At 45.5% G+C, this 13,852-nt stretch carries 11 protein-coding genes and 1 CRISPR repeat array; of the genes, 5 read left to right on the top strand and 6 right to left on the bottom strand.

What is annotated here, in order from left to right; genetic code table 11:
• Positions 1-278 precede the first annotated feature (278 nt).
• Positions 279-2,136: direct repeats of the CRISPR family, unit length 29 nt; unit sequence CGGTTTATCCCCGTGCTTACGGGGAACAG.
• A gap of 85 nt (positions 2,137-2,221) precedes the next feature.
• The 6 genes from cas2e to cas7e form a co-directional block, all read right to left on the bottom strand.
• Positions 2,222-2,509: a type I-E CRISPR-associated endoribonuclease Cas2e gene (gene cas2e / locus K5Q99_RS15130; RefSeq protein WP_346347948.1), complete on the bottom strand. Its 288-nt coding sequence runs from the start codon at positions 2,507-2,509 to the stop codon at positions 2,222-2,224.
• A 12-nt stretch (positions 2,510-2,521) separates the two neighbouring features.
• A complete protein-coding gene (gene cas1e / locus K5Q99_RS15135) occupies positions 2,522-3,442 on the bottom strand; it encodes a type I-E CRISPR-associated endonuclease Cas1e (protein ID WP_115014240.1) in 921 nt (306 codons plus the stop codon).
• Complete coding sequence (locus K5Q99_RS15140) at positions 3,442-4,275, bottom strand: KilA-N domain-containing protein (RefSeq protein WP_115014238.1); 834 nt, start codon at positions 4,273-4,275, stop codon at positions 3,442-3,444. The genes cas1e and K5Q99_RS15140 overlap by 1 nt, the downstream gene beginning before the upstream one ends.
• 44 nt (positions 4,276-4,319) lie before the next feature.
• Positions 4,320-4,916 carry a type I-E CRISPR-associated protein Cas6/Cse3/CasE gene (gene cas6e, locus K5Q99_RS15145; protein WP_220777335.1) on the bottom strand — a complete coding sequence of 199 codons (597 nt, stop codon included), beginning with the start codon at positions 4,914-4,916 and terminating at the stop codon, positions 4,320-4,322.
• Positions 4,916-5,575, bottom strand: coding sequence for a type I-E CRISPR-associated protein Cas5/CasD (gene cas5e, locus K5Q99_RS15150; protein WP_220777336.1), 660 nt, complete (start codon positions 5,573-5,575; stop codon positions 4,916-4,918). The genes cas6e and cas5e overlap by 1 nt, the downstream gene beginning before the upstream one ends.
• Positions 5,576-5,740: 165 nt before the next feature.
• Positions 5,741-6,406 (bottom strand): type I-E CRISPR-associated protein Cas7/Cse4/CasC, encoded by a 666-nt coding sequence (cas7e, locus tag K5Q99_RS15155; RefSeq protein ID WP_220777346.1) that lies wholly within the window; start codon positions 6,404-6,406, stop codon positions 5,741-5,743.
• Between the two features lie 81 nt (positions 6,407-6,487).
• Between cas7e and K5Q99_RS15160 the strand changes: the two genes are divergently transcribed.
• The 5 genes from K5Q99_RS15160 to K5Q99_RS15180 all read left to right on the top strand — a co-directional run bounded on the left by K5Q99_RS15160 (position 6,488) and on the right by K5Q99_RS15180 (position 13,849).
• Positions 6,488-7,408, top strand: coding sequence for an IS5-like element ISSpu16 family transposase (locus tag K5Q99_RS15160; protein ID WP_220777337.1), 921 nt, complete (start codon positions 6,488-6,490; stop codon positions 7,406-7,408).
• A 68-nt stretch (positions 7,409-7,476) separates the two neighbouring features.
• Positions 7,477-8,904, top strand: a complete 1,428-nt coding sequence (locus K5Q99_RS15165) for an IS4 family transposase (protein WP_220777338.1) — start codon at positions 7,477-7,479, stop codon at positions 8,902-8,904.
• 22 nt (positions 8,905-8,926) lie between these two features.
• Positions 8,927-9,298 (top strand): hypothetical protein, encoded by a 372-nt coding sequence (locus K5Q99_RS15170; RefSeq protein WP_220777339.1) that lies wholly within the window; start codon positions 8,927-8,929, stop codon positions 9,296-9,298.
• Positions 9,298-10,908 carry a site-specific integrase gene (locus tag K5Q99_RS15175; RefSeq protein ID WP_220777340.1) on the top strand — a complete coding sequence of 537 codons (1,611 nt, stop codon included), beginning with the start codon at positions 9,298-9,300 and terminating at the stop codon, positions 10,906-10,908. Before K5Q99_RS15170 ends, K5Q99_RS15175 begins: the two co-directional genes overlap by 1 nt.
• A complete protein-coding gene (locus K5Q99_RS15180) occupies positions 10,901-13,849 on the top strand; it encodes a ribonuclease H family protein (protein WP_220777341.1) in 2,949 nt (982 codons plus the stop codon). The genes K5Q99_RS15175 and K5Q99_RS15180 overlap by 8 nt, the downstream gene beginning before the upstream one ends.
• Positions 13,850-13,852: the final 3 nt, after the last annotated feature.

The raw sequence follows: 13,852 nt of genomic DNA on the forward strand, positions 1-13,852 counted from the left end.
AAGTCGCAACAGAAAAACCAGCTAATGAATACAAAATAAACGTTTCAGGTGACACTATGTAGTTACTCATAAGGATGTCCTTACCTTAGATTTTAGCATTTGATTCAATTTCGAGCAATTAACAGTGTTTATATCAATCAATAATCTCGCATTAAGTCGACTTAAGAACAAAATAGCTAAATGTTAACAGAATTTACAAAGCATAATCTCACCCTGCCTCACTTGAGGCGAATAGGCATACCTAGTCCTATGACTTTGTTCATCACTTGGGGTGATTTCGGTTTATCCCCGTGCTTACGGGGAACAGAGTTGCACCGACAATAATTGTTGAGCTCATATCGGTTTATCCCCGTGCTTACGGGGAACAGACAGTTGCAAACCCAAGAGTTTACCCAAATGGCGGTTTATCCCCGTGCTTACGGGGAACAGTTTAGCATTGAAAGAATGGAAGGTTAAAGTTGCGGTTTATCCCCGTGCTTACGGGGAACAGTGCTTGCTGTAATTCGAAATGTTTTAAGTACGCGGTTTATCCCCGTGCTTACGGGGAACAGGCTAACAAATTCAATAAGCCCGAAATCAATCCGGTTTATCCCCGTGCTTACGGGGAACAGGCGGGGAGTACCACTTCACGGACTAAACCGCCCGGTTTATCCCCGTGCTTACGGGGAACAGCGGGAAAGCGTGGAGTGAGCGCAGTCAATGCGCGGTTTATCCCCGTGCTTACGGGGAACAGTCTTCAACCTTTTTCTTCGAGTTAGTTATCGACGGTTTATCCCCGTGCTTACGGGGAACAGTGCCGGGCATTGCTGTGACTGTAGGCGCGACACGGTTTATCCCCGTGCTTACGGGGAACAGTTATCATCGGTTACAAAACCAAACGAAACCAACGGTTTATCCCCGTGCTTACGGGGAACAGGGTTTTGTTGTATTCAGTGTCTATTGTATTGGCGGTTTATCCCCGTGCTTACGGGGAACAGTAGATGAACACGGTGTTAGGAGTATGCCAGTGCGGTTTATCCCCGTGCTTACGGGGAACAGCCATCCATTTGATACTCCGATTTTCCGCTGAGCGGTTTATCCCCGTGCTTACGGGGAACAGGGCTTTTCGCAGCCAGATACCATTGCAATGGCCGGTTTATCCCCGTGCTTACGGGGAACAGGGATTGAGGAAGTATCAAACGTATCTCGCGGACGGTTTATCCCCGTGCTTACGGGGAACAGGATTCGCAGTTGTATTCACAGGCATTAGTGAACGGTTTATCCCCGTGCTTACGGGGAACAGCAATTGTGTCATGGTGTTGAAAATATGATTGACGGTTTATCCCCGTGCTTACGGGGAACAGATTATCAAAGGTAAATAACCATTGAATTTTTGCGGTTTATCCCCGTGCTTACGGGGAACAGATCAAAGCAATTCTCAACAATAAATACTCACGCGGTTTATCCCCGTGCTTACGGGGAACAGTTTACTGGCAACGGTGGCATAGGTGATTTCAACGGTTTATCCCCGTGCTTACGGGGAACAGTTCAGGAACGCTAGCGTAATCCGCTCCTGTTACGGTTTATCCCCGTGCTTACGGGGAACAGCCGTTCCGAATGATACTGCTCCCATTACCTTACGGTTTATCCCCGTGCTTACGGGGAACAGGCGGTTAGAGGTATAAGGACAACTCAATCAAGCGGTTTATCCCCGTGCTTACGGGGAACAGTTAATTTCGGCAGTTCCTGTTACGTTCGCCGAAGGTTTATCCCCGTGCTTACGGGGAACAGCTTCTACTGATGCAAAGAATTGAAACGAGCGACGGTTTATCCCCGTGCTTACGGGGAACAGACCCAAGGAGGCGCTCACGCACGTTTTAACGGCGGTTTATCCCCGTGCTTACGGGGAACAGCCGTTCAAACTGAGCAGCAACGAGACGATAAGCGGTTTATCCCCGTGCTTACGGGGAACAGCATAAAAATGGACACTCTACTGAGCAGAGGGGCGGTTTATCCCCGTGCTTACGGGGAACAGATTATCAACCAACTGAAGCCGGACTAGAATTACGGTTTATCCCCGTGCTTACGGGGAACAGGACAGAATGACTAACCGCTCACAAATCCAAAACGGTTTATCCCCGTGCTTACGGGGAACAGACTAAAAGTATATACCTGATTTATAATAGAAAAAAGTGCCTGCTTTTTTCTACCAATTTTTCCGGCTTGTTAAAGAGCTAATTGGCTAATTGCTTTTTTCTGGCTCAGGCAAAAAGGTAACCAGTCTTAACCCATCAAAATCAACAGGTTGCCGCCGGTTATTGCCGTAGGTAATAAAATCAAATCCTGATTCAGTATTAGTAGCCCAGGCCATTACCACATTGCCGTCTTCAGCCATGCCTTCAACTTGTTGCCACAGCATTTCGCGCACGCGCTGCCCTACATCGCCAACATACACACCAGCTCTTACCTCCAGCAACCATACTGCCAAACGTCCGCGTAACCTTGGTGGCACCGCTTCTGTTACGATCATGCACATACTCATTTAGCTACTCCGGTGTCCGGTATCGCCAATTGAGGGCGGCTCAGGTAATGCTGGCGGTTGCGCATCGGGGTAAGGCTCTGGCGGGGTAATTTCACCGGCGGTCAGTATTTCCTCTATTAATGGGATTAACCGTTTTAGTGTTTTATCGGTGCGAAATAAATCACGACAGGCTAAACGAATTTCTTTTTCCGGCGCGAAAGGGCTTTTTGCTGCAATGCGAAAGGCTAAAGGAATCACGGTATCAAATTTAATAATATCAGCGATATCGTAAACGAAACTCAGTGGTTTACCGGTATGCAAATAACCTATGGCTGGCGCATAACCTGCGGCCAGTATCGCCGCTTCCGTAATGCCATACAGACATGCTGTAGCAGCACTAATACATTGGTTGGCTATGTCACCGGCTTCCCAGTCTTTTGGATCATACTTGCGGCCATTCCACTGCACACCGTACTGTTTCGCAAGTAGCTGGTAGGTTTGCCGCACCCGTGCGCCTTCGATACCGCGTAGCTGATCCACACTGCGCCGCTGTGGGGCTTCCTCACCAAAGCGAAGTTCAAACATTTTACGCACTACTTTTAAGCGCAGTTGTTCATCCAGCGCCAGCTTGGCCTGATACAGCAATTTGTCAGAGCGCGCCCCGCCCGGCTGGCCAGCTGAGTAAAACCGCACCCCGCCCACACCAACCCAGGTAATTAAGGTACCTACCTCTGCCGCCAGCTTCATCGCAGCATGTGAAATACGCGTACCCGGCTCCAGCATTAAACAGGCGATAGAACCTACCGGAATATGCATCCGCTCGCCGTTTACTTCATCTATCACCACAAAGGCGCCGTCTTTCACATCGATACGGCCCATACCAATAAAAAGCATTGAGTTACGCTCTTTTAGCGGTATAGGTTTAAGCGGAATAAAGGCCATTAGTTACCGCCGTCACTGTTTTGCAGCTTCGAGAAAGGTAACGCCTGGCGGCTTAATATCGTCATTTGCGAAATGGCCAGCGCATTCAACTGCTGCAAGCGCTCTGTTGCGGTAATGCCTTGCTGGATTAAATAGGCATTCATCGTTTCCAGATTAGCCAGGCACACCAGTTGATGAACATTGGCATGATCACGCATATTGCCTTTTGAATTTTGGTTTTGCTCCCGCCATTGCCTGGCTGTAACGCCAAACAGCGCCATATTCAACAAATCGGCCTCGTCTGCATAGACATGACTGATTTGCGCTGGGGTTAAGGTATCAGGGATCAGGTTTTGTTTAATGGCATCGGTATGAATAAGGTAATTTACCTTGGCCAGGTTACGCCGGATATCCCAGCCAAGCTGCTGGAATTCTTGTTCTTTTAAGCGTTGAAACTCTTTAATCAAATACAGCTTAAATTCAACTGAGATCCAACTGGCAAATTCAAAAGCGATGTCTTTTTGAGCATAGGTACCGCCATAACGGCCCGCCTTGGAAATCAGCCCGATGGCACCGGTTTGTTCAATCCACTGTTTTGGCGTTAAAGTAAAACTGTTCAACCCTGCTTGCTTTTTAAACCCGTCGAATTCGACGGGTTTAAAATCGGGGTTGTTAAGTTGCTCCCAAATTCCCAAAAACTCGATGGTATTGCGGTTACGCAACCAGTTACGAATTAAATCATCCGTATGACTCTGGTTTTTATAGCGAGCAATATCGGTAATACAGATATACTCAATTCCCGCCCTCGTATCAGTCGCAATTTGTTGATCCAATACTTCGAGTTTTGCTGCCATGGTTATCCTCCGTGAGTTAGGTTATTACACCCGGCGCAGTAACATCAGGCCGCAGCCAACGACAACAAGCCACAGCCCATAGCTTTCGCTGGGCCAATACCTTGCCTAAGCAACTCAAATAAAGCTTGGTTATCCAACACGGTAAGTACACCTTCAAAACAAACTGGTTGAATTTTACCACCCATATCTTGCTTACGAAAAAATAATGCAGGCTCTTGCCAAACCCTTGCTGTTTCAAGCTCAGCAACACCAGCAAATTTTCTTAACAACCACTTGAGCTGTTCTTCTTCGTGAATTAACGGCACACGAATACTTTTAGCTTCGCCATTTTTATCAAGCCGCTTAGAGTCTTTTATGGCTTTAACGGGGTTAGCACGCAAGCGAAACCGTAACCTTGCCCCAGCGGCTATATTTTGCGGCATCGGCTTGCTAGCAATCACCTCAGCGACAGATGCTGACTGTGGCTGCTCCGCAGATAAAAGCAACGCCATCGCGCCTTTACCTCGTTGCTGCTCTTCCACCCGAAACAAGAAATCCCGCTCATCAGTTGGCCGGTCAGGAAAAAGTTGCCATAAGGCCCGATGCAGCTGATAAGGATCTTTAGCCGAGAGCCAACCAATCCATACTTTACTCAAAAACATTATGCACCTCCCTGGATCACAAACCATTCTCTGGCTGCGAACTGACGCGGTAGTGCTACTATCGGCTCATCACGTACCCAGTAGCGTCTATCATCATCGTTTATCGCTTCTTCACTATAAATGACTCCCCGACCTTCAAACTTAGCTAACGCTTGTTTAGGATCAACGGCTTCACAGTTTGCTACATACAACGGGTAAGTAAGTGGGCAGCTTCTCCGTCCAAGATAAGGCGTAAAATAAGGCTTTTGCACCGCGTTGGTGAGTTGTTGAAGTGTGTAAACACTATTTTCCGCACACCAAACCGCCACTGTAAAATGCGCATCACACAGATATTCCCGCCAGGTTTGAATGGTATCGTGGCTTTTTAAACCACGATAATCTTCTCGCGCATTTTGCACTGTGTGATAGTCGGTCAATTTCACTGTCGGTATTTCTTTGCCTTCAACAGCATGGCTATCGCAACGCACCGCAAAACGCACACTGTCAGCCAGATTTTGCAGTGCTGTTTTTTCGCTTCGCCGTATTCCAAAGCACGCCCCCAATAACCCAAGTAAGCCACTACGGGTAGGAAAACTCGACGTTGGTCGGGTACCTTCAAATGTCGGCTGGCCCCAAGCCTGCATCGGGCCTGATAAGCGCAATATCAAATAAGGCTTCATCTTTATTAGCCCTCGCCATTATTTTTAATCCAACTTTTTAGCTCATTAAGGGATGCTTTAATTTTCACGTCGTCTGGTACCGGAGCATCAGCTAAAGAAAATTGTGCTACCGCGCCCGACAAACCGTAGCCCTTAGCAACTCGCTGCCAGTACTCACTGAACTTTTCAATTGACGGTTTTTAAAAAGCCATCTTTATCTGCTCTTACCGGCGCTTCAAAAGCATTTGCCAGCGATATAGGAACATCTGAGAAATTTACCATCACTAAATCTGCCGGGTTAAAAGCGGCAAAAGTGCGTTGCTTGGCATTCGGTGTTTCGGTGGCCAACAAATGAGCCAAGTGTGCAGCAACTTCCAGAGCTTTACTACGGTCTACTCCGCCTAAGTTTTCTTGCAGTTGTGCCAGATTTAAACTGGCATAACGATAAAATACACCGGCTGAAAACTCTTGTGTATCCAAGTGCCCTGAGCCAAGAGGTTGAAGATCATCTACAGCAGTAAACCAATCAATATCTGAATCAACTGTATGTGTGGTAATTGCATGGGCAATGGACATAGCACCATCAATTGTACTCATCAACCCTGACGTTGCCATTCTGCCTGAAAGCGCAATATCTGCGGTATTCCCGCATGCTTTAATTAAAGCCGAAGAATCATCTTTTATGGCAGAACTAATCTTCTTGAGGAAGTACTCATCTTTTATTTCTTCGTCAGTTTTTCTTGGCTTAGCCTTGGTTGGTTTCCGGGTCTGCTCTTTTGAAATCAGCTTTTGAAGTTGTTCCGACTCTTTATCCGATAAAGGTTCGCTGTAGATTTTCTTAACAAGTTCCAGCGGCGTTGTTGCCTAAATGAATGAACCTTCCGTCTCAGATGCGATCAGATCCTGTGAATACCACGCAGGAACCGCTATCAGATGGGCAAATCTAAATCTCGCATTACCAATTGGCCGGAATATAACAAGGCGTTGACCAACCGAGGCTCACTGACTTTTTGGATAGACGAGCAGGCGCTCAACCTCTGGTGTCACACTGAACACCATGGTGGTCGAGGTCGGGGATTTCAATACAGTGACACGGCGATAGAAACCGCCTTAATGCTCAAAGGTTTGTTTAATCTCCCCTTGCGAGCACTAGAAGGTTTTCTCAACTCAGTGTTTAGTTTGATGAGTCTGCAATTAACTTCACCTGGTTACAGCTGCATCAGCAAGCGGGCAAAGACAGTCAAAATTAACTACCGCCCCCCTTGCCGAGGCGCGATTGCTCACTTAGTTGTCGATGCCACAGGACTGAAAGTATATGGCGAAGGTGAATGGAAAATGCGTAAACATGGTAAGGAAAAACGCCGAACTTGGCGTAAGTTGCACCTTGCGATAGATGCGGCCACACATGAAGTCATCGCAGCCGAAGTCAGTTTAGAGAGTGTGGCAGATAGTGAGGTTCTCCCAACGTTATTAAACCCACTAAGGCGCAAGGTAAAACAAGTGTCAGCTGACGGTGCTTATGACACCAAAAAATGTCATAAGCTGCTGAAACGCAGAGGGTGTAAACCTACGATACCGCCGCGAAAAAATGCAGGTTATTGGGAAGAAGGTCATCCCAGAAACGAGGCCGTCAGCGCTCTGAAAAGTGATGAACTCAAACAATGGAAACAAGAGAATGACTATCACCAACGCTCCCTGTCAGAAACAGCTATGTATCGTTACAAGCAACTGATTAGCCCGAAATTGAGCCTGCGGGACTACAACGGCCAAGTCGGCGAGGCACTGGCTGGTGTGAAAGTGATGAACAAAGTCATAGGACTGGGTATGCCCTGTCTCTTCTACACAAATAATTAGTAAAAAAACGGAACTCTCTTGACTGCCGATGATCTGATCATGCAAATTCATTTACTTCACCATTTTCCATGTCAATTTTTAACCCGAGCCAATGGGCAGCCGATCACTTTCATCATGCTGAGCTAGGTGATAAACGAAGAGCGGCAAGGTTAACCGTCGTTGCTGAACATATGGCGGTTGGCAGCGGCAAATCGGTTGCCAGATCATGTAATGGTGAAGATGCCAAACTCGAAGGAGCCTATCGATTGATCCGCAATGATAATGTTAGCCCATCTATGATCAGAGTCGCCGGTTTTGCTCGCACAACCCAAGCGGTTGAAAATGTGGATGAAATACTTGCTCTAGAAGACACAACAGCCCTGAGTTATAAGCACAGTGTGGCGCCTGAATTAGGGAAATTAGGTAAACCTACAGATAAGTCTCGTGGGTGGTGGGTTCATTCTGTCTTGCTGCTGGATAGCTATACTTCTCGGACCTTGGGCTTGATCCACCAAGATTGGTGGTGTCGACCTGACAATCCCAACGAGGCCGATGAAAAAGAGAGCGGTAAATGGGCCGATGCATCTTATTTTACGCGACAACGCTTGCAGTCTCACATGTCGAGAGTGATCTCAGTGTGTGATAGAGAAGCGGATATCATGAGTTATTTAGCGGATAAACAGTCACATAGTGAACGGTTTGTGGTGCGAGCAAAACATGCCAGAAACCTTGTTGATTCCGAGGCTAAGCTGTTTGAGCACATGGACAGCCATCCCGTTACCGGCGGATACACCATCACCATCCCACAAAAAGGGATGAAGGAAGCCAGTGGTAAAAGCAAGAATCGTCCTTCGCGAACAGCCAAGCTCACTCTCAAAGCCAGTGCGGTGAATGTCAAACATAATGGCAAAGAGCACTTGCTTAATGTGGTGTATGCGCAAGAATGCCATTCGCCCCAAGGTGAAGCGGGTTTATCTTGGATGCTCCTGACCAGTGAGCCGATTGACACGCTGGCGCAGCAACTTCATGTGATTGATATTTATACCACTCGGTGGCGGATAGAGGACTTTCATAAAGCGTGGAAAACTGGCGCGGGGGTAGAAAGATTACGGATGACCTCGCCAGATAATCTTGAGCGAGCGGCCTCTATACTTTGCTTTATCGGTGTGCGGCTACTGCAACTAAGGGAAGTGATGAGTCTGCCAGTCTATCTGAGAAAAAGAGGCAAGGTCGAAGCAGCCCTGGGCATGGAAAATCAAAGCAGCAGCAGTGTTTTTGAGGATGATGAATGGCGAGTACTGATGGCGCTCTACAAGCCAAGGGCGCACAAAGGCAAAGAGGCACCAAAGATGAAGTGGGCCTATCAGTCTCTGGCGAAATTAGGCGGCTTTAATGATAGCAAGCGCACGGGAATGGCTAGCTGGACCACGATTTGGGAAGGATGGGATGATCTTCAGGCTCAAGTAAAGGGCTATCGATTAGCCAAAGCCCTTTTTGAAGCCGGAAAAACGCTATGAGATCTGATCAAGAGACAGGGTTATGAGTATCGAGAAATCTAAAAAAGTACTGCCCAATTTATTTTCACAGCACCAACACCCAGCACTTGTGAGACTGCTGGCAAATGAAAAGGTTAAACAGTGTGTCCCGCAGAACCGCACCTCCGCCTCTTTTGTTGCACTTCAAGTAGCGTTAAATGAAAGCACTATTCCACATGTCATCAGCACATTAAACACGCTTACACCTTCATTATCTTACCCAAAGTATGCACGATGCCGTATTACGCAGGCTCATCAAATTCAAGCTGCAAAACAAGCAGAATCCCCAGTTGTATCTAAAATGCAACTAGCTCACTTAACGCAACTCTCTCCCAGTGCGATTCATACCTCAGATATCGGAAAAGGATATGAGTAATGGGAAAGCTACAAGCTAATGCTAAAAGTCATAGACTAAAAAATTCCGGCGGTGTCATGCCCGATAGACTCGGTACTAACACAGCGTTAATGAAGATGTTTTACCAAGCCGAAAAACAGAGTCATGAAACCAACTCAGGCAAATTATTAGTTGTTTTGTTGTATTTGTGGCTTACTCAGCAGTTAGATGACTTTCTCCTGCACGCCAATGAAAAGCCTCTCACAGTAGATGATATTCCCGACTGCCACAAAGTGAAAAACAGTGATACATGCGAAGCACATCGATTCAAAAATCATAAGTTTGAGGATGGCAAGTCCTGGACCTATTACGCGCGTGCAACCATTACTCAAAACGGCGAGAAAAAATTCGAATGGCAACCCATCCCTAATAGCTTAATCCACATTTTCAAACCCTTCGTTAGCAATCACAGCTATAACGTTTCATGGCTAACGGCAGCTGAAAAACAACAATTGCTTAATCTGCTCATGGCCAAATGGCGAAAACCTGCTGAGATCGAACACTTTCCAGCAATAAGAAAGCAATTGTTTTTTAAGTACATAACAAGTTGTATTCGCACAGATAATAAACTGTCTAGTTTAACTAAATCATTATTATTACCTACTGATATACGGCACCATCGCCATGCCGCGGTTTATCAGCAAAAAAACAGTGAACAAGTTCGCGCTGAGCTATTTCACGCACAAGATCGGTATCTCAGTCGATTATTCACTCATGCAAACTCTCTAGGTGTGAGCAAACTGCTGACACTCACATTCTCGTCGAGTTCAAAAGTAGGTAAAGCCACACTTCCCAACATTTCGCTATTAAATGATAACGCCAAAAGAAACATTCCTGCTGACATTACAAGCTCAAAAGTGGGTGTGAGTTTTCATAGTAAATGGGTTGGTAACGACTTAGAAAAATACGCAGACGAGTCTGTGTGCTACGGCAGTAGTCGACTTATACCCGAGAGTGAGATTGTTGCGATTTTTCGTCATCTTCATGACGAGATAACTTCATCTAAGCCTGAAAACAAAGCTGGTCAAGCCGCTTTAATTCATTATCACAATCTCTGCGCTAACCATACTGCGCTGTTATTTATACTGCTTACGGGCATGCGCCCTACCCATGCTATCTCTATCAATAAACAATCACACTATGATTACCGCCGCACGACAGTATCTGATAAAGGCTTTCAACGCGAAATCAGAATTTGTGACTATCTGAGACAACAAATTCTGCATTACATCTCGTTGCAACAACAACTCAGTTCCAAGTTGAATGTGATCAATGATCTTCCCTGGGCATGGAGTTTATATAATGCAAATAATCAAGCGACTGCAATATCAGCAAAATCGCTGCGACAATTTTTACATCAAAGAGCCAATGGCATTGTCCCCTATGTGTTGCGTCATCAATTTGCGCAAAGTGCCGCTACCAGCATTATACATAAACTGACAACACACCAAATTGATCGCTTAATGGGACACGCGGAGTACGGTGAACATCTGGGCAGTGACCATACATTTCCAGCAAGCATAAAACAACAAGACTTATTTCTTGATAGTCTGCCGGCTCGATACGGCTTAAAGGAGTTGAAATATGTCTAGTTTATTCAACAAATTAAACCCTGTTGAGATTTACAATTATCACCAACGTCAGGGCTTGTCAAACGCTGGCATAGATGCCATTAGCTGGGTGATCAGCCAGTGGCCGAACCCAACACTCAAAGCCTCAAACCTTTCAGCTCAAAAGCCGACTCACATATTAATCAGCCAACCCAATAGTCGTGAAATCACTCTTCAAGATTTACAAGTCATCAATAAAATCATCAGATCTGTACCTACAGGCAAGCAACGTCACTATAAACGTGCGCTAGAAGCCATTATTGTCTACCTCAAAGAAGCACTGAAGTGGCAAACTCCTGAGATTGAAAAGCTGCCTTGGCCAGATCCTGATTTAAGATGGTATGAACGCATCACCGCTCAAGCAAATGATGCATTTAAACTGCAAGCAGAGTATGAAAACGTCAAAGCTCAGTTCTTGCAACAGCGCTCCGCACTGTCAGCTGAGTTTATGGCATTGATTATTGCACTTGAAATTGCGCCACTAACCATTGCACATCTCGTCAACATCATTAACGACAAAGAAAGCATTCAGCGTATTGAAAGACAAACATATCTTAATATCAAACACTTAGATAAGTCATCTAATCAAGACGATCTACCGAAATCAAGCCGGTATCACCTGCCCTTATTTGTCTATCAATCATTGACGGAATATCAGGCATATTCGCATAGCAAGCTAACTAAAAAGCAGTTGCTAAAAAGATTAGAAACCTTATTAACGTCATTCTCCATATCAACTCAGGTCTCTCGTCATTACCAGCACCTTTTTCAAGCCGTTTGGCACTATCGCGATCATGCCGTTCCTACATTCTTAAAAGATATTAGTTACCCAGAACGTCATGTCGCAACCCCTTTAGTCTCGGTTGACAAGAAGGACCAACAACGACAATTAGTGAGAATTTATGGCATCGATTATGACGAAATGGCAGTTACCGCAATACCTAAAGCCAATCAAGCCTCGAAGAAATGGCCGCACCTCGAACTGCAAAATAATCGCAATAAGATTACAGAATGTGTCCATGACCTTAGTCATTGGCCTGTAGACAATATCCTGCCAACAATGCTCTATCGATACACGTTAGAACTCATCAATTTCGGTGGGGTAAAAAAGCAAAAACTCGCAGACAGCACCATCAAAAAATACTGCAATATTCAATTAAAACTCACGAGCCCGCTCAGTTATGACCAAGCAATAGACCAAGAACTACTACAACAATGGAGCCACAACATTTATGACAATTTAGCGACTGAAACAGAGCAACTGATCATGCTGTATTTTTTTCGCTTTATGCGTCACCAATCACTCACAGACCATTTAGACATTAGCCAGTTCGAACCACCACTCAGCCCTCCAGGTGTTGATCCATTTCGGATCTCAATAGAACAGTTGCATGAAATCGTCGCAAAGCTCATCGCGCCGCCCTACGGGGGGTTATTGCAGAGGTTATTTTGCGCAGTCACTGTCATTATCAGCTATTTCGCAATGTTGCGCCGAGGAGAGTTACTGCGTCTTCGTTTAAAGGATGTATTTGTTGATCCAGCGAATAAACAATTGTTTCGTTTCAATATCACAAATACTAAGGAGGGGACGACCAAAAGCAAACATTCACGCGTCGTCTATACAGTCATACCGGAAGAATTCGCGATTTTAGTCAGAATTGTGATAAAAAACAGTGAGCTTTGTGAACCTCACCAGCATTTGATCGGCTTCACGGATGAGCCATACCATTCACGGCAGTTGCAATACTTATTACCTGCCACTAAATGCATCAAAGCAATATGCGGCCAGCAAGCGCGGTTTCATCACCTGCGTCATAGCGGTGTACATTTATTTATGCTGCAAGCACTGCACCTTGCATACAATCTGCCGCCACAGCAAACCACGAATACAGAGCAAATGAAACGCTTACTCCATGATGACGTGCTTGCTGCGCGATTTGACTATTGGCTTGAAGGGCAACCATTTTCACTGTGCAATGATGGGATTTTGTTAGATGAAATGACTCGTCAAATCGGACACGAGTACTATGCAACAACTCGATGGTCCTATCTGCACGATATAGACTGGCTTTACCCATTCTATCGGCCAGGCTTTGGTGAATCACAGCCTCGAGAATTCTCGCATAGTGAATTGCGATATTTGCTGGGGTTAAAAAACGACTCAAATGATCTATCACGTCAACTCGCTTTAATCAGCCCTGATTACCAAGCAAAAGACATTAACCAGAAGCGTCAAAACCACGTCTTACTCACAGAGACAGCACTGAGACAACATCTATTTAAGACGAATAAAAATAGTGTCGCCCAAAAGCCGCTCAGCGATTTTCATACAGTCTCGATTGCACAAGACACCGTCAAGTATCATCAAAAATGGCTTGGTAACGCCAACAAAATTTCTCATGACTTTCTTCAATATCTATTTCTTGAAATGCGAAAAGTAAAAGAGGTTAACTGGCCGTTATTAAGCCAAATCTCGCAATCTCCAGGCAAATATCAATTCTTGCCAATGACCAAAGCGCAAATCACAGCACTCAGTAATTTGCCAGCAATCGTGCTAAGCAACGGCATACATCCAGCATTAACATTAACCTTGGCGTGTAATGTCAAAAATGCACGACATTTTGCAGCAGTATTTCGTCAGCCACTGTGGCGCTGGTTAGCGCCCAGCTTTGTGTTAACCGTGAATAGAAAAACAAAAATCGACATTCTATTAAACAGGTTAAAAGACCATTTTGCTCAATCGGGTGAAACAATAACGCTTCAAAAACAACCTGTTGGTCAAAGCGAACTGACCATCACTCTGACGCCCAAATTGAGTGAAACCAAACTAAACCCTCATAAGCAGCACGCTAAGTTAGTGGATCTGCAATTTGTCGTTCAACAAACACAGCTATATCTCTCACACTTTCAACAGAACAACTAGGTG

Source organism: Shewanella hafniensis (assembly GCF_019655335.1).
GTDB classification, from domain to species: Bacteria; Pseudomonadota; Gammaproteobacteria; order Enterobacterales; family Shewanellaceae; genus Shewanella; species Shewanella hafniensis.

What these genes read in the sequence shown, in the direction of transcription:
- cas2e (WP_346347948.1), bottom strand. Translation starts at nt 2,509, where the DNA reads ATGATCGTAACAGAAGCGGTGCCACCAAGGTTACGCGGACGTTTGGCA.
- K5Q99_RS15165 (WP_220777338.1), top strand. Translation starts at nt 7,477, where the DNA reads ATGTCAATTTTTAACCCGAGCCAATGGGCAGCCGATCACTTTCATCAT.
- K5Q99_RS15170 (WP_220777339.1), top strand. Translation starts at nt 8,927, where the DNA reads ATGAGTATCGAGAAATCTAAAAAAGTACTGCCCAATTTATTTTCACAG.
- cas6e (WP_220777335.1), bottom strand. Translation starts at nt 4,916, where the DNA reads ATGTTTTTGAGTAAAGTATGGATTGGTTGGCTCTCGGCTAAAGATCCT.
- cas1e (WP_115014240.1), bottom strand. Translation starts at nt 3,442, where the DNA reads ATGGCCTTTATTCCGCTTAAACCTATACCGCTAAAAGAGCGTAACTCA.
- K5Q99_RS15140 (WP_115014238.1), bottom strand. Translation starts at nt 4,275, where the DNA reads ATGGCAGCAAAACTCGAAGTATTGGATCAACAAATTGCGACTGATACG.
- K5Q99_RS15180 (WP_220777341.1), top strand. Translation starts at nt 10,901, where the DNA reads ATGTCTAGTTTATTCAACAAATTAAACCCTGTTGAGATTTACAATTAT.
- cas5e (WP_220777336.1), bottom strand. Translation starts at nt 5,575, where the DNA reads ATGAAGCCTTATTTGATATTGCGCTTATCAGGCCCGATGCAGGCTTGG.
- K5Q99_RS15175 (WP_220777340.1), top strand. Translation starts at nt 9,298, where the DNA reads ATGGGAAAGCTACAAGCTAATGCTAAAAGTCATAGACTAAAAAATTCC.
- K5Q99_RS15160 (WP_220777337.1), top strand. Translation starts at nt 6,488, where the DNA reads ATGGGCAAATCTAAATCTCGCATTACCAATTGGCCGGAATATAACAAG.